Below are 20,306 nucleotides of genomic sequence, written 5' to 3'. Positions count from 1 at the left end.
TGTCCGCCGCCAAAGCCGCCGGAACCGCCGCCAAAGCCGCCTTGTCCACCAGCTTGTCCACCGCCGAAGCCACCTGAGCCGCCACCGAAGCCACCTGAGCCGCCACCAGTTTGTCCGCCGCCAAAGCCGCCGGAACCGCCGCCAAAGCCGCCTTGTCCACCAGCTTGTCCACCGCCGAAGCCACCTGATCCGCCACCGAAGCCGCCTGAACCACCGCCGAAGCCACCTGAGCCGCCACCGAAGCCGCCTGAACCACCGCCGAAGCCACCTGAGCCACCGCCGAAGCCACCTGAGCCACCGCCGAAGCCGCCTGAACCACCGCCGAAGCCGCCGGAACCGCCGAAGCCGCCTTGTCCGCCGCCGCCACTAGAGCCACCGGAGCCACTAGAGCCACTGAAACCGCTAAATCCTGCCATTATCAGATAATCCTCTTTCTACTGGGAAAATTAAGGTGAGAAAACAAAAACTTCACGCAGACGATGATAAGTCTGCATATTAAAGCGAATTACTTCTTTAAACTGGTTGAAAAAGTTACCTGCTACGTGGTTAAAAAGCTTATTAAGTTGGCATTTTGAACTGTTTAAGTTGACTATATCGCGTAAAGAGTAAACAATATTACCAACACCTACTATTAAATTAGTTTAAGCTCGTAATTGCAATAAAATATTTTTCGATCAATCTGCCGATATTTTAGATTTTTTAGATTATTGGCTGCGTGAAAGTACTTTAAAAATAAGTAAAAATAAAAACTTAGGTGTGTTGTTTGAGGCTGAGCATCAAACAATGCATTCCCAGCCAGAGGCTGGGAACGAGGAGAGGTACTATGAAGTACGAGATAGGAGACAGAATCAAGATAGTTCCTGACTCCTGTCTGTTCTACATAGAAGCTACTAATGCAGGCTCAGATTCCCAACGACCAACTACTTTGCCAATCACTGACATTTCTTGAACTAAGCGGTCAAACTTATCTGGTGTGAGGGATTGGGGTCCATCAGATAGAGCTTTAGCAGGATTGGGGTGAACTTCAATCATCAAAGAATCTGTACCAGCAGCGATCGCCGCGAACGCCATAGGCGCAACATACTCAGATTTACCAGTACCATGACTTGGGTCAACCATGATTGGTAAGTGAGTAAGTGTCCGCAATACAGGAATCACTGACAAATCTAGAGTGTTACGAACATATTTGGAATCAAAAGTTCTAATTCCCCGTTCGCAAAGAATTACATTTGGGTTACCAGCAGCCAGGATATATTCTGCAGCCATTAACCACTCATCCATTGTTGCCGACATACCGCGCTTGAGCAGCACAGGCTTATCTTGAGCGCCTACTTTTTTCAGCAGGGAGAAGTTTTGCATGTTTCTCGCGCCGATTTGGATCACATCAGCCACTCTATATAGTGCTGGTAGATCGGCAGCATCCATCAGTTCTGTGATAATACCTAAACCAGTAGCTTCACGCGCTGCTGCTAACAACTCTAAAGCACTCTCTCCATGTCCTTGGAAAGCATAAGGTGAAGAACGAGGTTTGTATGCCCCTCCACGGAGAAACTTAGCGCCAGCAGCTTTAACCCGCTTTGCTGTTTCTATGATCATTGTTTCATTTTCCACAGAGCAAGGTCCTGCAGTGATCACAATCGGATGATTTTCACCGATATAGACATCGCCATTGGGAGTAGGAACTACAACTTCACTGGGTTCTCCATAACGGTATTCCCGACTAACGCGCTTAAAGGGACGCTCTACTCGCAATACTTGCTCAATCCAAGGGCTTGCTTCTTGGATTTGCATAGGGTCCATAGTAGCAGTATCGCCAATCATTCCCAAGATAACTTTCTGCTGTCCAACGCTCTTTTCTACAATTACTCCCCAATTTTCTTGCAGATCTTGGCTGATGCGGGTAATTTCCTCAGCAGGTGTACCGCTTTTAATTACGACAATCATCTGTTTTTCTCCCTCAAGTTAATTAGAATTGTTAATTGTTGATTGCTAATGGTTAATTGCTATTAGCCATTAGCCGTTAGCTATTAGCTATTACCGCAAAAATTCAGCTAGTTGCTCTAGCTTTTTCCACGCTTCGCCGCTTCGTAAAACTTGTTTAGCGAGACTAATATTCTTCACGCAAGCCTCTTTGATGTTGCTTGCTCCCACTTCACCAGCCCAAAGAGCTAGTGACGCATTTAAAGCAACCACATCTTGTTGTGCTTGTGTACCTTTACCTTGAAGAACTCGCTTCAATATTTCTGCATTTTCGTCAACATCTCCACCTTGCAATGCTGATGTTGGTGCAGGAGTTAAACCTACTTCTTCTGGTTTAATTACTACTTGACTCACTTGCTGATTATACAGCACAGCTAAGTCTGTGGCATCTGCCAATCCAGCTTCGTCTAATTTTTCTCTTCCATATAGTGCGATCGCTCGACGAGTACCTAGTTGCGATAATGCACTAGCCACTGTCTCAATTAAAGCTGGATTGTACACACCGATAATTTGTCCTGTTGGTTGCATGGGATTTACCAAAGGACCAAGCAAGTTAAATATAGTACGTACTTTTAAAGTTTTTCTCATAGCAGCTACCGACTTTAGCGCCGGATGCCAACCAGGAGCAAACAAAAAAGTAATCCCAACTTCGTCAACTGCCGCTCTAACTTTTTCGGGAGCAGCATTAAGATTTATACCTACAGCTTCCAGTACATCAGCGGAACCAGTTTTGCTAGATGCCGAACGATTACCGTGCTTAGCTACTTTCACTCCAGCTGCTGCGGCAACAAAAGCTACTGCTGTAGAAATATTAAAGGTAGAAGCTCCGTCCCCGCCTGTACCGCAAGTATCAATTAGGGGTGTGGCAGGTAGGGTGTGGGGAATAGAAAGTTGTTCGTGTCCTCCTATACAGAGAGATTGCAGAACACCTACCATACCTACTAATTCTGCTGGGGAAACTCCTTTGGCTTGAATTGCCACCAAAATTGCCCCTGTAATTACTGGCGGAATCACATCTGTTAGCCAACCTTGCATTAAATCAGCTGCTTGGTTAGTTGTTAATGATTGATGATCGAGTAATTGTTGTAATAATGATGACCAGTATCCAGGCGCGGAAATTTGGGGAGTGTTGCCAATCACTTGAGTTGCTGTTACCATTACCAATGCGTGGATTTTAGATTTGTGGTTTGGGATTAACTTCGTAACCTAGTAAGTAAGTAAAATTAGACATAAAAAACACGCTTATGTTTGTAGTAGGTGCTTTAGCACTCAGAGTAAGTAGGGCTAAAGCCCTGACTACAAACGAAAGTGCCTTAATCCTGATTCAGGGCTTTGGCAACAGTTTGCACATCTTTGTCACCTCTGCCTGAACAGTTGATCACAATTCGGGGACTACCTTGTAGTTGAGGACAAAGCTTTTCTAGATAGGCGATCGCGTGAGCAGTTTCCAAAGCCGGAATAATCCCTTCCAATTTTGATAGACGCTGCAACGCCTCTAGAGCTTCCGCATCTGTCACACTATAGTACTCAGCACGACCCAGATCCTTCAAAAAGCTATGTTCAGGACCTACACCAGGATAATCTAAACCAGCACTAATCGAATGTGCTTCGGTTACTTGACCATCATCATCTTGCAGTACATAACTCATCGCACCATGCAAAACTCCGACTCTTCCTTTAGTTAGAGTTGCTGCGTGCTTATCGGTGTTAACACCTTCGCCTGCTGCTTCTACACCAATAATACGCACCGATTCATCTTGAACAAAATCGTAGAACAATCCGATCGCATTAGAACCACCACCAACACAAGCCAAGAGAATATCTGGTAGCCCAGACCATTTTTCTTGACATTGTACACGAGTTTCCTTACCAATTACTCGATGGAAATCACGTACAATCATTGGGTAAGGATGAGGACCTGCCACAGAACCTAATATATAGTGGGTTGTTTCTACGTTTGTTACCCAATCCCGAATTGCTTCAGAAGTAGCATCTTTAAGTGTTCCAGTTCCTGCTTCTACTGGACGCACTTCTGCGCCCATCAACCGCATCCGAAACACATTTAGGGCTTGACGTTGCATATCGTGAATACCCATGTAAATCACGCACTGCAAACCAAACCGGGCGCACACTGTAGCAGTTGCTACACCGTGCTGACCTGCTCCGGTTTCAGCAATGATGCGCTGTTTGCCCATACGCTTTGCCAGCAATACCTGTGCTAAAGCATTATTAATTTTGTGCGCACCGGTATGATTTAAATCTTCCCTTTTTAAGTAAATTTGTGCTCCAGTGCCATCAGGTCTAGCGTAGTGTGCTGTCAGACGCTCAGCAAAATACAATGGACTAGGACGACCCACATAGTCACGTAGTAAACCTTGAAGTTCTGCTTCAAAATCAGGTTCACCACAGTACTGCTTAAATGCTGCTTCTAATTCACTCAAAGCTGGCATTAAGGTTTCAGGAACGTATTTACCCCCGAACTTGCCAAATCTACCCAAAGAGTCGGGCGCACTTTGTGCGGAAGCTATTTTCTCACTAATATCTGGAGTGCTAACCACTGGTTAAAATCCTCTCGCCTTCAAATGTGTTTGTTACTTTTTGCTCGTTTATTGAGGGAATGTCGTTGACTGTTAAGTATCAACTTCCAATCCTTGTAAATGTGCTTTTACGCAGAAAAACTTAGACAGTAGCTACTGCTGGAGTAATTGCCGCTTTTAATTCTTGACAAAATTGTTCAATAGCTTGCAATCCTTCTTCACGACTACCAGTTGCTAACCGTTTGACAAAGGCACTACCAACAATTACTGCATCTGCGCCCCAATCCATTACCTGATGAGCTTGATCGGCTCCAGAGATACCAAAGCCTATGCCAATAGGTTTATCGGTTACGCTGCGCATATCTGTGAGCAAATTCTTCACACGATCTTGGATTTGTGTACGCATTCCTGTAACGCCAGTTACACTTACCAAGTAGATGAAGCCTTGAGAATATTTAGCAATTGCTTCAATTCTTTCTTTAGAACTAGTAGGAGCTACCAATAAGATTACCTCAATGCCAAATTCCGCCGCATTGTTAATTAATTCTTCTGCTTCTTCTAGTGGTAAGTCTGGCACTACCAAGCCTTTTGCCCCAGCATTAGCAATGCGTGCTAAAAATGACTTAACGCCCAGGTTCAAAATAGGATTATAGTAAGTAAATAAAATTACGGGTGCTTTTAATTCTGGACTAACAGCTTCAAGCATTTCCAGTACATGCTCTAACTTAGTTCCATTTTGTAAAGCACGAGTTGCAGCAGCTTGAATTACAGGGCCATCAGCTAATGGATCCGAGTAAGGAACACCTAATTCAAGAAAGTTAGCACCATTGCGGTCTAAAATACGTAAAGCTTCTTTTGTTGTTTCTAAATCAGGATCTCCAGCTGTTACAAATGGAATCAATGCACACTGTTTACTAGCTCTTAAAGATTGAAAGTGCTGGGAAATAGAAGTCATAGAATTTTGGATTTTGGATGCGTTGATTTTGGATTGCTGTAGAGACATTCCACCGGAACGTCTCCACATTGGTACAGCAATTTTATCGTGTAAAGCCGCGTCTTTTTTACGCGGGGTTGTTCAGCAGAATCCGCGTAGCTTGCTCAACATCTGGTTGCTTGACTAAAGATTCTCCGACTAGAACCGCACGCGCACCAGATAAAGCTACTATGGCTAAATCTGCTGGTGTATACAAACCAGATTCACTTACCGCCGTAATGCCGCGTAACTGCTCTTGCCTTTGTGTTAGTAGCTCTTGAGTGATACCTACATCTACTGTAAAATTTTGTAAGTTACGGTTGTTAACTCCCACTAAACGTGCATCTTCAAGTTTCAGTACTCGATCCAGTTCTTCAAGAGTATGAACTTCGATCAGAGCGTTCATACCCAAATCATGAATGAGGCGCAAGAAGTCCTGAAGTTGCTCATCGGTGAGAATGGCAGCAATCAGCAGTACAGCATCTGCACCTGCAGTACGTGCTAGATATATTTGATATGAGTCAATAATGAACTCTTTACATAGCAATGGTAAATCTACGTGTTTTCTGACTGCACGTAGATTTTCAAACCCACCTTGAAAGAACTTTTCATCAGTGAGGACAGATAGACAAGCAGCACCACCACGTTCGTAAGCTTGAGCGATCGCCACTGGATCAAAATCAGCCCTGATTATACCACGACTCGGTGATGCTTTTTTCACCTCAGCGATTAAGCTGGGATTACTAGGACTTTGTTGCAGTGCTTGGAGAAAATCTCTCACCGCCGATGCAGCATTCAGTTGTTTTTGCAATGCAACTAAAGGTATATCTTGTTGCATTTGTGCAACTTCTTGTTTCTTGTGCCATACAATTTCATCAAGAATATGGCGGGCACGGGCTTCAGTGGTAGTAGCAACTGGTTGTTTCATATACCTAACTAACAACTAACGGCTGTTGAATTGCGGTGTATGTACGCACCACATTTTGAATAATGGAAAGACCTACTCCTCCATTTAAGGTCATGATGGATTCTGGGTGAAACTGTACTGCGGCAATTGGCAGTGTTTCATGCTCGATCGCCATAATTACGTCATCATCAGAAATCGCTGTTACCTTTAATTCTGTCGGCAATCTTTGTGGTAAAGCAAACAAAGAATGATATCTGCCTACGGAGAAAGATTGCTCTAAACCATTGAACGTAACTGAATTTGGTTCAGTGACAAAAATCCGTGAAGATTTACCGTGCTGAGGGTAGTGGAGAACTCCTAATTCTCCGCCAAAAGCTTCTACAATACCTTGCAATCCCAGACAAACGCCAAAAATTGGGATTTGACGACGTACACATTGTAACACTACTTCTGGAACTCTAAATTCACTTGGTCTACCAGGACCTGGAGAGAGAACAACCAAGTCAGGACGTTCTAGATCAAAAAGTGATTCAGAAAAGCCGTGACGTAGTGTTGTCACACTTGCACCAGTTTGACGAATGTAGTTAGCTAGTGTGTGAACGAAAGAATCTTCGTGATCGATAAGCAAGATACGCTTGTTTAGCGAAATGTTTGGGGTAGTTACACTTAATTGTTTCGTATTATTCTGGTCTGTGACAAGAGTATGTTTAGCACGATGAATTGTCTCAAATAAAGCAGCCCCTTTTGTCATTGTTTCTTGTTCTTCTGCTGCTGGTGTGGAGTCATAGAGGACTGTAGCACCTACTCTTACCTCAGCGATGGAATCTTTGAGACGAATAGTTCGTAATATTAATCCTGTGTTGAAGTCACCGTTAAAGTTTAGATAGCCAACTGCTCCACCATACCAGCGTCTTGCACTACGCTCGTGGTTTTCCAGGAATTGTATTGCCGATCGCTTGGGTGCACCTGTAACTGTCACTGCCCAGGTATGGGTAAGAAAAGCGTCTAGGGCATCAAACTCAGGTCTTAGTAAACCTTCAACGTGATCTACTGTATGAATCAGATGACTGTATAATTCTATTTGCCGACGACCAATTACTCGTACTGATCCAGGCTCACAAATCCGCGATTTATCATTGCGATCCACGTCAGTACACATTGTCAACTCAGCTTCTTCTTTACCTGAGTTAAGTAACTGCCGAATTTGCTCAGCATCATCTAGAGCATCTTGTCCCCTACTAATCGTGCCACTGATTGGGCAAGTTTCTACACGCCTACCTTCGACGCGCACAAACATTTCTGGTGATGCGCCAATCAAATACTCTCCACCAAGATTGAATATGAAACCGTAGGGACTAGGATTGATTTGCTGTAGGGTTTGGAATAGCTTGGTTGGTGGCTCGGAACATGCTTCAAAGAAGCTTTGAGACGGCACAACTTCAAATAAATCACCCCGGCGGAAGTAATCTAAAGCTAGTTCAACTTGGCTTGCATACTCTCCTCTTTGATGATCGCTTGCTTGTTCTGGAACAAGACGCTCTCCTCTATAATCAATTGATTCGCCTGTTCTCGGGAGATTTTTTGTTGTGCCATGGGCTAAAACAAAATCGTATTGAATACGATAGGCGCGTTGCAAGTAGTAGTCAACAACTACCAGTTCATCAGGTAGATATAGTACTAAGTCTCTTTGATCTGCAGCACGGGACAAACGTTTGGCTATTGGTTCAAACTGAAGCACTAAGTCGTAACCAAATGCACCATAAAGTCCAAGATGCTCATCTTCATCACTAGAGAATGTGTGTAAAATTTCCCGAATAACTGTGAAAGCTGAAGGCTGCTTGCTACGCTCTTCTTCTGCAAATAGTTGCGTTCCCGACTTCACCAACCCGGTAATGTATTCGTCACCGATTGTAACTTGTTGCAGTTGAGAATGGTTGGACAAACGCTTTGCTAGCACTGCCAATAGCATTTTACCCCTAGCATTCAGGGCTGTAATTGTGAATGCTTTCTCCTTTGTTGTTAACTCCAAAGGGGGATTGACAAATCCTATCGCCCATCTTTTGTAACGTCCTGGATATTCATAGCTGCTTTTTAGTAGTCCTCCACGTTGAGAATCCAGGTGAAACAAAATCTCTTCAATGGCGGTGTCTATCTTCACCTCTGTGATGGAGCGTGAGATTTGCACACCACCAAGGGTTGTGTAGGAATAGTCTTCAACAATCATGGGTTTCTCTAGATTACGGTTTTAGTTAAGGGATGAGAAGATGAGTGCGGTTTTTTCATTCTCACGCAAAGGCGCAAAGGTACAAATAACTCCTTAGCATCTGGTGCGTTTTTGCGTGAGATTTTCATCCCACGTAATATACGACGCCTAATTTCTTATAATTATGCAAAGCATAGTTGCGTTCAACCTCATCCAGAAGCTTACCTATGAGAGTTAAGGTTAATGGTTAACACTCAGGGGGCTAGTGGATGTATTTCAGATTTGAACTTTTCTAAGCATGAGTTCAGAGTACTAAATTGTTACTAACTGATACATGAACAATTTTTCGTTAGAAGTATCAGTTTTTTTGCTTTTTCAACTTTAATTAATACTTTTCTCACAAAGGGGTAAATAGCTTGAATTGGCTTCCTCCTGGGGTTAGATTCGGGAGGTGGAGCCTCATAAAAGACATTCCCTGGCTCTGCCAGGGAACGACAATACTGGTTATAATTTTGACTATTATTTATAAATATGTCCGAGAATTAACTGATAAACGTCAGTTGCTTCTACTGATGAGGAATTTAGCAAGTGAGTTTGTTGAGTAATAAATAGAGGTTGATCGGCACTATTGGTAGTTACACAACCGTGAGAACCTTTTACTAGGGAAGCATCTAGAGGAATGACATCCATTAAGTAGCGGAAACCAAGTTGTTTTTTTAGTAGTTTGATTCCTATTTTTAGTTTGGGATTTTTGAGTTGGGGATCAACGAATAACTCTACAGGATCGTACCCAGGTTTACGATGGATATCAACTGTTCTGGCAAAATCGGGAGCTTTGTTGTCATCTAGCCAATAATAGTAAGTGAACCAAGCATCTGGCTCGGCTACGGCTACTAATTCTCCTGATCTAGGATGATTTAAATGGTGTTTTGGCTGAGAAGTTTCGTCTAAGACGTAGGCAATTCCATCGGTGGCTTCGAGTAGCGATCGCACTTTGGTAATGTAAGATGGATCGTTAACGTATACGTGAGCAATTTGATGATCGGCTACAGCAAATGCAATACTAGCGCCTGCATCTAACAGTTCTCTTCCTAGTTCTTCGCGCACGGTAATCAAGCCGTGTTCCCGGAGCATTTGATTGATGTGAATGGGTTTGGATACTTTTGTAATGCCGTATTCTGACAAAACGATGACTGAAGCCCCGCGCTTTTGGTAGTATTCGATTAAATCACCACAAACGCTATCAATTTCTTGTAAATCTTGTGCTACTAAATCTGGATCGGGACCAAGTTTTTGTAAACAATAATCTAGATGGGGTAGATAAATTAGTGTCAAAGTTGGGTTATGATGTTCTTCTACCCACTTTGCTGATGCGGCAATCCACTTTGTGGAGTCTATGGATGTGTTAGGACCCCAAAATTTGAAGAGGGGAAATTGTCCTAGTTCTGTTTGGAGTGGCGATCGCCATTCTTGTGGTTGAGTATATATATCAGGCAGTTTCCGACCATCGGCTGGATACATGGGTCGGGGGGTGATAGCATAGTCTACTGATGAGTACATATTGTACCACCAGAATATGTTGGCGCAGGTGAAGGATGGGTCTATGGTACGTAGTTTGTCCCAGATTTTGGGGGCTTGAACGAGTTTGTTGGACTGTCGCCAAAATTTCACTTCGCACTCGTCTCGGAAGTACCAGCCGTTGGCGACGATGCCATGTTCGGATGGTAGTTTGCCTGTGAGGTATGTTGCTTGTGCTGTACAGGTGACTGCTGGTAGTACGGGTGTGATGGCGGCTGTTTTTCCACTTGCTGCCCACTGGGATAGTGATGGTGTGTGCTTGCCTAAGAGTTTGGGTGTGAGTCCGACTACGTTGAGTACAACTGTTTTGTTCATGATTATAAACCGCCAAGACGCCAAGAACGCCAAGTAATATTAGCCTGCGAAGGCAGGCTCTAGCCTGTGGGTAAACAAAGATAATACCCATTCATATTCTCGCTCAATTGATGCGGGTAATTCTAGTTTCATTTGTTGGGGTAATACTTCCCAGGTGTAGGTTTCTATTTCTAGGTGGTTACAGAAGTTGTTGGTTTTGAGTAGGTTTAGTGTGTGAATTATGTCTGTTTGGGTGGATTGGAATAGTTGGTAATCGCTGATGAAGATGGGAACGTGGAAGTGAATGCGCCACTGAGAAGCTGTGGTGTTTTCTAGGTGTGGTAGGGCTGCTTCTAAGTCTGGATAATGACGTAATCTTCTGTTGGGTTCGCAAGCAATTACTTGGTGTAGGTATGTAGATTCTGCGAAGGGGCGTAATCTTTCTGTTAGTTGATGGCGCTGTTGGATGTCTGTTGGTATGTCTACCTGCAATGCAGCGCTAATTTGAATTTTGCCGATTTTAATTCCTGCTGTTTGGAATTGTTGGAGCACTGATGCGGGGTTTTCGTATTCTACGGCGAAGTGGCAGGTGTCGTAACAAATTTGTACGTGGTTTAGTATATGAGTTTCGGCTGTCTCTGGGGATATTCCTAGTTGTTTGGCTAGGTATGCTCCTCCAGTTGGTAGTAAATGTGTTTGGAAGTAATCAACTACTTCGGCGGCGTTTTCTATTAGTCCGTCTGGTTCTGGTTCAAGATTTATGTGTAGTATTTTACCTGTCTTGTCACGGATGCGAACCATTTCCGCTACTGCTTGTGCTATGTGTAAAGTGGCACTATTAATAATTGATGTTTGGAAGAGTTGATTTCCTTTGAACCAGGGTTTGTATGATAATGGTAGTGTGGAAATGCTTCCTTCCATGGAAGGAGGTAGTAGTTCTGCTAGGATTTGAATTAGTCTTTTTGTGTAGTCTAGACGTTCTTGTAAGGACCAGTCTGGGGCATAAACTTGGTCTTTGACTATTTGTCGGTGAAATCCTCCGTAGGGAAATCCATTCAGTGTAAATACGTATAGTTCTTGTTCGCTAAGCCAAGATTTAAAGTCCGTTAGGGTGTCTCCTTGCAGGAGTTCTCTGGCTGCTACGTCTGCTAAGCGTAATCCAATGCCGAAGGGTTTTTCTGGAGCTAGTTTTGCTTTGAGCGGGGGAATGTATTGCTTTAAGTTGGCAAAGACTTGGCTCCATTCTTCACCTGGGTGTATGTTGGTGCAATAGGTTAGGTGTATGTTGCGATCGATTTTCATATTATTTCCTGCGATTTAAATCGCACGCTAAGAGCAAAAGTCCTCTAAAGAGGACTAGTAATTTGTCAATCTTGCTTTAATAGGTTCGTAGTCAGCGCTTAAGCGCTTATTACAAACTATACTAACTCTCAGCACTCGGTACTTAGTACTTTGATTGCTTCTCTGTACAAAGGTAGATTGACTTCGTGAACTTCTATGCCTTTGCCGACGCTTTGCAACAATGTTATGGTTAGTTCTCCTCCTAAGTGTTCGCGAAATTCGGAAAGTCCTCTGAATAAGTTGCGGGGATGCTCTGGTTGTGATATGTGTTCGGCTAGTTCTGGTATGTACAGTGTAAAGCCAAGTGCTGATAGGGTTTTGATGATTTTGCGCCACTCTAGGCGAGAAATCATTCCTAGTAGGTAGGAATAGGTGCTATCTAAGGCAATCCCTATGGCTACTGCTTCGCCATGACGCAGGCTGTAGTTTGTTAACTGCTCTAATTTATGTGCTGCCCAATGTCCGAAGTCTAGGGGGCGGGATGAACCCATTTCAAAGGGATCGCCTGCGTTGGCGATGTGTTGCATGTGTAGCTGGGCGCAACGGTAAATTACCTGTTGCATGGTATTCATGTCACGTTGGACAAGTGCTTTAGTGTTTTGGTGAATGTAGTCGAAGAATTCAGTGTCTTTAATGAGGGCTACTTTAACTGCTTCTGCAATTCCCGCACGCCAATCGCGTTCATTTAAAGTGGTTAAGAAGGTGGAGTCGTTTAATACTGCATATGGTGGGGCAAATGTGCCGAGGAAGTTCTTTTTCCCAAAGGCGTTGATGCCGTTTTTTACACCTACTCCTGAATCATTTTGTGCTAGTACTGTGGTGGGAACACGAATGAGGCGAATTCCTCGATGTGCTGTTGCTGCTGCGTAGCCTACTAAATCTAGTACGGCTCCACCGCCAACAGCTAATAAGTAAGAGTGTCGGCACAACTTCGCTTTGTCAACTAGTTGGTGGATTTGCTCTAGCAATTGAGGATTGTTTTTTGCTGATTCTCCTGCCGGAACTAACATTGGTTCTGCGGCAAGTGTGAGTGTGTCGGGATAATACTCGCTATATGCCGATATTTGCCTTAGTAATTCGCGTCGGAATTGTAATAATCCGCCATCTACTACTGCTGCGATTTTTTTTGGTCCTTCTTCGCCGTCTGCTGCAATTACTTGGGCTAGCAGGGGATTTTTTACATCAAACAAACAACTGGTGAAGTACACATTATAGTTAAATGTAACCGATACGGTTTGGTGAATCGGTTGCAGGTTAAAAGTGCTTTTTTTCTTTATATCTACTACCATATTTTTTGCGATAATTCTAATAGTGAAGCACGATTAAATGCTTGAAGGAATACTTCTACGGAATGAGAACCATCTACTCTGATTTTGTTATCGAGCACAAAAAATGGTACGCTTGTGATTCCGTTTAACCGAGCAAATGTTGATTCAGCTACAACTGCATCTAACCCAGCATCACTATTTAGTTGATTTTGTAGTTTAGTATAATTCATTCCCGCTGCTTTTCCTATAGCAACCAGAACATCTACATCTGCTATATTCAAACCTTCCTCGAAGTAAGCTTTGTAAATTGCTTCTACAACATTGCTTTTGATGTCATCTGGTGCTAAGGCAATCAGTCGGTGGGAAAGAGTTGTGTTGACAGCCAAACTGATTTTGTCAAAATTAAGCTTGACTCCAGCTATTTCACCAACACGTTGTGTGTAGTCAAATAATTGCTGGAGTTGCGCTGGTTGGATACCCTTTCTAAGTTGCATGAAGCTACGAAACTCGTAACCACAAGCAGGAATGGTATTGTCTAATAGGTAGGGATGCCAACGGATTTGGACTGTTTTTTGATGCCATTGAGCTAAGGCATCAAAAAGATGCTTTTTACCGATTCGACACCACGGACATACGGTGTCGTGAAATATGTCGATCAGCATGGTTTTCATAACTCATCTGAGTAACAGAATCGCTTTTATGAGAACTGATATCGCTAAATAAGCTTTGCGTTGTTTCAAATTCTTGAATTAATGCTTCTCTGTCTTTTTCTAATACCAACTTCGCTAAGCGGTTGTAGGTATCGGCTAATCTGGCTATTGCCTGACATCGTTCTTCTGTTGCTAGCATAATGTCTACACATAAGTGTGAACTTTGGGCAAACAATCGTTTAACGATGTCAATCTCTTGACGGTAGGGTGGACTTGCCATTGACAAGCTACGATCTATGTTGACTTCTTCTTCGGTTAAGAATACACCAAGGCTAAATCGAGCAAAGTGTCTGGTGGCTTGGATAATTACCATCAGGCGATCGTGTTCTTCGGGTGTGCAGGTAATTAACTGCGCACCCTGACTTTCCATTAAGTCTAGTAGCCACTGAAATATACTATCATTTCGTCCTGGACATACTACTACTTTTTGTCCTGAGAAAGATTTGACACTCGGTCCAAACATGGGGTGTAATCCCATTACTGGACCATTGTGGTGTTTGAGCATCGCGAATAGTGGCTCTGTTTTTAAACTGGTGATGTCGGCAAGAGCTGTTGTTTTGCCTAAGTATTTGGCTGCACGCTCAATGACATCGACAGTTCTTTCTATGGGAACGCTAACTAAAACTATGTCAGCAAGACCTAAAAGTTGCTCTAGTCTATCTTCATGCTCCCAATCGCTACGATCAAGACTACTAACATGGTGTCCTGCTGCTTCTAGTTGCGCTTGGAAAAATTGTCCCATTTTGCCACTACCACCAATTATGGTGATTTTTTGGGGTGTTACACTGGTTAAATTTGTTACTGTTGGAATCATATATCTACCACTGATTCGCTCTTGTTAAATTTTGGTATTACTTCTAATTTGGATGTATTAGTAACTACAGAGGTGAATAACGCTTCGTAAGCGGCGATCGCTTGCTCAAATGAATAGCGTTCTACGGCATACTTTCTGCCTTGAGTACCCAGCCCAGATGCTTTCGCTGGATTGTTATGTAAATCAAGCACCGCTTTTGCCAAAGCATCTGGTGATTCTGGTGCAACCACTACGCCACCACCACTTTTGCGCACTGCACGAGCTGCTGTACCACGATTGGGAACCGAAGCCACAATCGGACGACCACTTGCTAGTAGTAGTGGTATCTTTGAGGGCATGTTGAAGGAAATTACATTGCGTTTCTGCACCACTAACCCGACATCAGCCCCGGCTAGCATTTCTGGTAATTTTTCTCGCGGTTGCAATGGCAACAGTAAAACGTTAGAGGCTCCACAATTAATGCAGTGTTTTTGCAAGCTTTCCAAAGCTTGTGATTCACCTGCAATCACAAATACTATGGACGGATTATTACGTAGCTTGGCTGCTGCTTCTACTACTGTTTCTAAACCTTGTGTGAGTGCAATGTTGCCTGAGTACAACACCACAAATTTGTCATCAAGTTGATGTTCCTTACGCCAAGGGTTACCTTCTTTCGGTTTTGGGCTAATGAAGTTTGTGTTTACCCAGTTGGGAATACAAACCAGTTTTTGTGGGGATACTCCCTTACTTACTAAATTCTCTACAAACCCATCGGCGATGACACTAATGGTATGTGCTGATTTGTAGGCAAATTTCTCTATGGTTTCAAAAGCGCGAATTATTAATTTATTTTTAATTAATCCTACGCGCACTGCTGCTTCTGGTAATATATCTTGTAAGTTGAGAACTACTGGGCAATTGTAAATTAAACCTAATATAGCAGCTGGTAAAGATACCAATAATGGTGGAACTGTGAGCAGAATTACATCTGGTCGCCAACCATTGAGCGCACAAGGTAAGCTTGTCCCAACAAAGCTTAATTCCAACAGTAGCCGATCTATCAGGTTTGGTTTGGACTTTATCCGCAGGTAACTACGTTGAATGGTAACGCCATTTCTCTCTTCTGTAACGTACCACTTGCCGCGATATGCAGGATAAATCTGGCGTTGTGGGTAATTAGGCATACCCGTAATTACCCGCACTTCATGACCTCGCTCCACCAGTCCTTCCGCCAGTTCTGTCATTAAAGGAGCAATTCCAATTGGCTCTGGATGATAGTTGTATGAATAAATCAGAATACGCATTATTCGTCAGTTAATTTGGTGGAGGAGTACAAACGCTCCGCCGGAGCGTCTCTATAAATGTATGGTACGTAAGAACACACTTGTTACTATTAAGATTCTGTCATATTTTTCCAGTTGCTTTTTTAAGTTACTGCAAACTTTTGCGCTAGTACCATTGAAATAGGTAACAAGCATAAGACCAGTAATCCGGATGATAAACCAGCAAAACCAGCAGCTAGCGTAGCATTTAAAATAATCAGGGATAAAACTCCGGCGCGAACTGCTATACGAATATTCTCTGGACTTGGTTGAGTAACAGACTTGATAAAAGGTATGCAGACCCTTACAGCTAGTAAAATTACAAATGGTAATGCGGTCAGCAAGTGGTAACTATTTAATAAACCCAAAGCCAGAAATCCAGCTATAACCGAGCCTATTAGCAGTAGAGCTATAATGCCTGTACCACTTTTACCACCATGTACTTCTCCTCGACTTAAAGTGGTAATAGCCGCAATATAAACAATTGGGAGTAAGGCTAAAAACCAGTACTCTGTTAACATTGGCGACGCTACACTCACGCCCAACATTAAGTTGCTACCACGACAAATGCCCATATTTAATGGACCAAAAAAGCTGTGATGCTTGCCATAGGCATCATATATAAGAGCTGCGGTAGCTGTACCAAAAGATATAGTTGCACTCAGCAAGGATACTTGAGCAGATGCAAGTATGCCACCTACCAAAAGGATGATTCCTAAAAAAATTGCGCCATTTCGAGATGCTCTACCACTAGGTATTGGTCTTTCCGGGCGTTCTAAAGCATCTAATTCGGCATCAAATACATCATTAAAAACCACACCCCCCCCGTATAAACCCGTAGTTGCTAGCAACAACCACCCCAGTGATATGAGATGAGAGGGAGATGGTGAGGAGAACACAACACTCCCCGAAGCCGCGAAACCTGCAAGAATATCCGCCCAAGCAGTGACGATGTTGGCAGGGCGCATGATTTGTAAATATGCCCAAATGCGGTTAGTGGTGAGTGTTGTAGTGTTCATAAGTTTCCTGTTATTCAATTAATGCGTAGTCGCGAGCAGGTTCTATTACAGGTTTTTGTCCGCGTAGTACGGAGTTACCATTGAATAGCTGTCGCTGATCGATGGGGTTCGGGTTGAGCCAGTCTGACTCGTTCATTTGACCGCTTTGGCTGTAAGCTAGGATTGCATTTTCATAGCAAACTGCTTTAATTTGCGCTTCGGGAATTCCTCGTTCTCGCATTAACATGGCAGTTTTTGGTACGGCGAGAGGATCGCTTACACCCCAATCTGCACTGCTATCTACGATGATGCGATCGCATCCGTAATGGCGCACAACTTCTACCATGCGGGCGTTGCCCATTTTAGTATTTGGGTAGATGGTAAACGCTGCCCAGAAGCCCCGATCCAAAACTTCCTGCACCGTTTCTTCATTGTTATGATCCATAATTACCCGTGCTGGATCTAACCCGTGTTCCAAACAAACATCCATACTGCGACTTGTGCCTGCTTTTTTGTCGCGGTGTGGTGTATGAATTAGCACCAGCATATCTAATTCTCTTGCCAGATCTAACTGGAGGCGGAAGTATTTGTCTTCTGCTGGTGTCATGTCGTCGTAGCCAATTTCACCGATGGCAACTACACCTTCTTTACAGGCATATAATGGTAACAATTCCATCACTTGTTCTGCCAATGGTTCATTATTAGCCTCTTTCGAGTTCAAACCAATTGTACAGTAATGCTTTATACCAAATTGAGCGGCACGAAAACGCTCCCACCCGACTAAACTGCTAAAGTAATCTTGGAATGAACCTACGCTAGTACGAGGTTGACCAAACCAGAAGGCAGGCTCAATTACAGCTACAATACCAGAATCCCGCATCTTCTGGTAATCATCGGTTGTGCGGGAACTCATGTGAATGTGGGGGTCGATGTACATCATAGTATTAATACTCATATTTATTTGCTAGTAAGCACTGAGCGTGCTTATATCTTGTTAAAAAGCGCTTAAGCGCTTACTACGAACTAATCAAAGTGTTCCAGTTTAAAAGTCCTGCGTCAATATCAGCTTGCAGATCTTGACGACGAGCAAGGACTGTGTGAGCATCTGGTAAAGGACATTCACTGCAAGCTAGGGCAGCAGCAGCTTGTTGGATGGGGTCTGGGTCTGTTATGACTCGCTCTAAATCTGCTAAAATTGCTACGTTGGCAAATTTACCTACTGGTCGCCACAATTCTGGAGATACTGTACGTTTTGCTGCCCAACGTTCGTGAGCGTAATCAACAAGCATTCTGGCTAACTCTGGATTGGCACGTTGATCAAGTCCGTGAATTAAATGGAGAGGACTGCCTACGAACAGAGCTTTGAGCACGATTTGATTCCATGCTATGTTGTCCAGGTACTCTGCTGGATAAGGATTTCGTAAAGCCACAGCATTGAATACTGCCGTCATGTTGCTGCGAACACCCTCAGCAGCGCGGGCACGAAACTGTTTTGGAAAAGGTAGAAGGGGTAAAGTCTGATATAGCGCTACTAACTCTCCTACGTCGGCAGCGTTGAAAACTTGTTCCAGCGTCTGGTAATATTTTTCTGGATTGTCTTGAGGTAGTGTTAGTACTAGTATAGCGCGAGCGATTTGATCTACACTCCAGTGACTGGGATTCCAACCTTCCCGAACGGTTGTTGCTGCATCTCGATCTTCTGATGTTAAATTTAAATCGCTTTTACCTGTATAGCGGGGGACAGCACTAAAAGCTGTGAAAAAAACTCCTGTGTTAGCACTACTAGCAATTTGCTCTCTCTTTTCATCTAGCCAAGTGAGACTTTTTTCTGTAACATGGGGTACTAGCCAGTTACGCAATAAGTCTGTAATATTAATACTTGTTTTCTCTAAATAAACTGCAGATGCCATAACTGTTATATCTATATATTAGTTTCTCCTCTCTCTCGTTAAGCGCCTCCGGCTGGGAATGTCTACCTTGAGGCTCTGGCTCACCCAGATACGCGCTTAAGGGAGGCAGCAGCCCTCCCGGAATGCGTTACCAGGCTGAGCCTGGTAACAAGGTTGTGAATATTAAAACGAGGTTATGAGATTAAACAACTGCTTTTTGCTGCTTCTTACGCAGTCCAACAGAAACAGTAGCGCCAACTCCCACTGCAGCTAAACCTAATAGTGAAGCTGGTTCGGGTACTGAAGTTGCGGGTGCGTTGTTCACATTTAATACCTGAACTCGACCTTGGAAGAAGTCACCTACATAGAGCTTACCTCTATCGTAGTGTGCGCCTGCAGTCCAGTTAAATACGCCTGGTTCGAGTACGAGGGGATCGCCGAAAGGAGGGCTACCTAAGGCAGGAGGTGGTACAATTTCGCCCGCAGCATTACGAGCAGGTTGACCAAATGTAGTCAGGAAGTTACCGTCTTTATCGAATACCTGAACGCGGCTGTTGATAGAATCAGCTACGTAGACATTATCGTACTCGTCGAGTTCGATACCGATCGCCTCGCTTAACTGCCCAGGTGCTGTGCCACGCTCACCAAAGGTAAATAGAGGAGTTCCGTTTGGATCAAGTACTTGAATACGGTTGTTGAACTGGTCGGTGACATAAATTCTGCCAGTATTTTGAGATATGTTTAAACCAGCAGGTCCACTAAACTGACCAAGTCCAGTGCCAGGTCCACCGATGGTCTGGAGCAGTTCTCCAGTTCTACCATCATATTTCTTGATTACGTCAGCGCTAAAATCTGTAATGTATAAATCGCTATTGGCATCAAATTGCATCCCTCCTGGTCCAAAGAAGAATCTACCCGGTACAGGACCACCAAAAGAGCCATAGGATCTGATGTATTCACCAGTGTTAGGATTGTAGACATCAATTTCACTGTTGAAAACGTCGCCTACGTGCAGTTCACCAGTGGAGGGTTGGAATTTTAAGTCAGCAGGCTCGTCGAAACCGTCTCCTTTTCCTTGTCTACCACTGCCAATTGATCTAAGATAATTACCACTTTGGTCAAATACATCGACCCGGTTACCAAGGTTTGGGTTAAAACTGCCGTCTGGGTTCTGACCACGACCGTTGCTGACAAAAACAAGGTTAGTAGAGTCCTGAACGCCTATACCTTGAGGAACAAACAGTTGTCCGGGAGCAAAACCGGGACTACTAATGGTGCTGTTGTAAGACAATGTTACAGCTTTGGCTTCAGCTACTGCTGCTAGTATAGCAAGCCCAGCAGTGGCGATCGCAATTGATAGATTCTTTACAAATGCCATAATGAAGAATTGGTTGTACAGTTTATACTTGTTATTTAGGTATTCTTCCCGGTCTTTGCCGGGGGAAGTTTTGACTTCGAGCTGCTGCTCATAGCAACAGCTCGTTTTTTTGCGCATAAAGATGCTTCAAAGGGA

At 43.6% G+C, this 20,306-nt stretch carries 17 protein-coding genes; all 17 read right to left on the bottom strand.

Translation table 11 applies throughout. The features are described from left to right. On the bottom strand, nt 1-416 hold a 416-nt coding region (locus tag ICL16_RS24145; protein WP_190832970.1), incomplete at its 3' end, for a hypothetical protein. 460 nt (nt 417-876) lie between these two features. Next, nucleotides 877-1,944 carry a 3-deoxy-7-phosphoheptulonate synthase gene (gene aroF / locus ICL16_RS24140; protein ID WP_190832967.1) on the bottom strand — a complete coding sequence of 356 codons (1,068 nt, stop codon included), beginning with the start codon at nt 1,942-1,944 and terminating at the stop codon, nt 877-879. Nucleotides 1,945-2,034: 90 nt separating this feature from the next. Further along, the gene (gene trpD, locus ICL16_RS24135) at nt 2,035-3,138 is read right to left on the bottom strand and encodes an anthranilate phosphoribosyltransferase (RefSeq protein WP_190832964.1); all 1,104 of its coding nucleotides are present in this window, start codon (nt 3,136-3,138) and stop codon (nt 2,035-2,037) included. A gap of 155 nt (nt 3,139-3,293) precedes the next feature. Further along, nucleotides 3,294-4,538 carry a tryptophan synthase subunit beta gene (gene trpB / locus ICL16_RS24130; RefSeq protein ID WP_190832962.1) on the bottom strand — a complete coding sequence of 415 codons (1,245 nt, stop codon included), beginning with the start codon at nt 4,536-4,538 and terminating at the stop codon, nt 3,294-3,296. A 121-nt stretch (nt 4,539-4,659) separates the two neighbouring features. Then, the gene (gene trpA, locus ICL16_RS24125; RefSeq protein WP_190832960.1) at nt 4,660-5,472 is read right to left on the bottom strand and encodes a tryptophan synthase subunit alpha; all 813 of its coding nucleotides are present in this window, start codon (nt 5,470-5,472) and stop codon (nt 4,660-4,662) included. Between the two features lie 106 nt (nt 5,473-5,578). Beyond that, a complete protein-coding gene (gene trpC, locus ICL16_RS24120; RefSeq protein WP_190832958.1) occupies nt 5,579-6,418 on the bottom strand; it encodes an indole-3-glycerol phosphate synthase TrpC in 840 nt (279 codons plus the stop codon). Nucleotides 6,419-6,422: 4 nt separating this feature from the next. Beyond that, a complete protein-coding gene (locus ICL16_RS24115; RefSeq protein WP_190832956.1) occupies nt 6,423-8,621 on the bottom strand; it encodes an anthranilate synthase in 2,199 nt (732 codons plus the stop codon). Nucleotides 8,622-9,119: 498 nt separating this feature from the next. Then, nucleotides 9,120-10,493 carry an alkaline phosphatase family protein gene (locus ICL16_RS24110; protein WP_190832953.1) on the bottom strand — a complete coding sequence of 458 codons (1,374 nt, stop codon included), beginning with the start codon at nt 10,491-10,493 and terminating at the stop codon, nt 9,120-9,122. Between the two features lie 39 nt (nt 10,494-10,532). After that, the gene (eboE, locus tag ICL16_RS24105; protein WP_190832951.1) at nt 10,533-11,774 is read right to left on the bottom strand and encodes a metabolite traffic protein EboE; all 1,242 of its coding nucleotides are present in this window, start codon (nt 11,772-11,774) and stop codon (nt 10,533-10,535) included. Nucleotides 11,775-11,902: 128 nt separating this feature from the next. Continuing rightward, nucleotides 11,903-13,102, bottom strand: a complete 1,200-nt coding sequence (locus ICL16_RS24100; protein ID WP_190832949.1) for a 3-dehydroquinate synthase — start codon at nt 13,100-13,102, stop codon at nt 11,903-11,905. Continuing rightward, nucleotides 13,096-13,743, bottom strand: coding sequence for a DsbA family oxidoreductase (locus ICL16_RS24095; RefSeq protein WP_190832947.1), 648 nt, complete (start codon nt 13,741-13,743; stop codon nt 13,096-13,098). Before ICL16_RS24095 ends, ICL16_RS24100 begins: the two co-directional genes overlap by 7 nt. Further along, the gene (gene tyrA, locus ICL16_RS24090) at nt 13,691-14,605 is read right to left on the bottom strand and encodes a bifunctional chorismate mutase/prephenate dehydrogenase (RefSeq protein WP_190832944.1); all 915 of its coding nucleotides are present in this window, start codon (nt 14,603-14,605) and stop codon (nt 13,691-13,693) included. The genes ICL16_RS24095 and tyrA overlap by 53 nt, the downstream gene beginning before the upstream one ends. Next, nucleotides 14,602-15,888: a glycosyltransferase family 4 protein gene (locus tag ICL16_RS24085; protein ID WP_190832942.1), complete on the bottom strand. Its 1,287-nt coding sequence runs from the start codon at nt 15,886-15,888 to the stop codon at nt 14,602-14,604. The genes tyrA and ICL16_RS24085 overlap by 4 nt, the downstream gene beginning before the upstream one ends. Before the next feature lie 122 nt (nt 15,889-16,010). Then, on the bottom strand, nt 16,011-16,925 hold the full coding sequence (gene eboC, locus ICL16_RS24080; RefSeq protein ID WP_190832939.1) for a UbiA-like protein EboC: 915 nt from the start codon (nt 16,923-16,925) through the stop codon (nt 16,011-16,013). Nucleotides 16,926-16,935: 10 nt separating this feature from the next. Continuing rightward, nucleotides 16,936-17,859 (bottom strand): TatD family hydrolase, encoded by a 924-nt coding sequence (locus tag ICL16_RS24075; protein WP_238360930.1) that lies wholly within the window; start codon nt 17,857-17,859, stop codon nt 16,936-16,938. Nucleotides 17,860-17,920: 61 nt separating this feature from the next. Next, entirely contained in the window at nt 17,921-18,814 is an 894-nt protein-coding gene (locus ICL16_RS24070) for an EboA family metabolite traffic protein (protein WP_190832937.1), read from the bottom strand. 181 nt (nt 18,815-18,995) lie between these two features. Beyond that, on the bottom strand, nt 18,996-20,288 hold the full coding sequence (scyF, locus tag ICL16_RS24065) for a scytonemin biosynthesis PEP-CTERM protein ScyF (RefSeq protein WP_337907111.1): 1,293 nt from the start codon (nt 20,286-20,288) through the stop codon (nt 18,996-18,998). Nucleotides 20,289-20,306: the final 18 nt, after the last annotated feature.

The sequence above is a fragment of the Iningainema tapete BLCC-T55 genome (assembly GCF_014698965.1).
In the GTDB taxonomy this organism is placed as follows: domain Bacteria; phylum Cyanobacteriota; class Cyanobacteriia; order Cyanobacteriales; family Nostocaceae; genus Iningainema; species Iningainema tapete.
The sequence above is the reverse complement of the archived record's forward strand: the minus strand, read 5'-3'. Positions and strand labels throughout refer to the sequence as shown.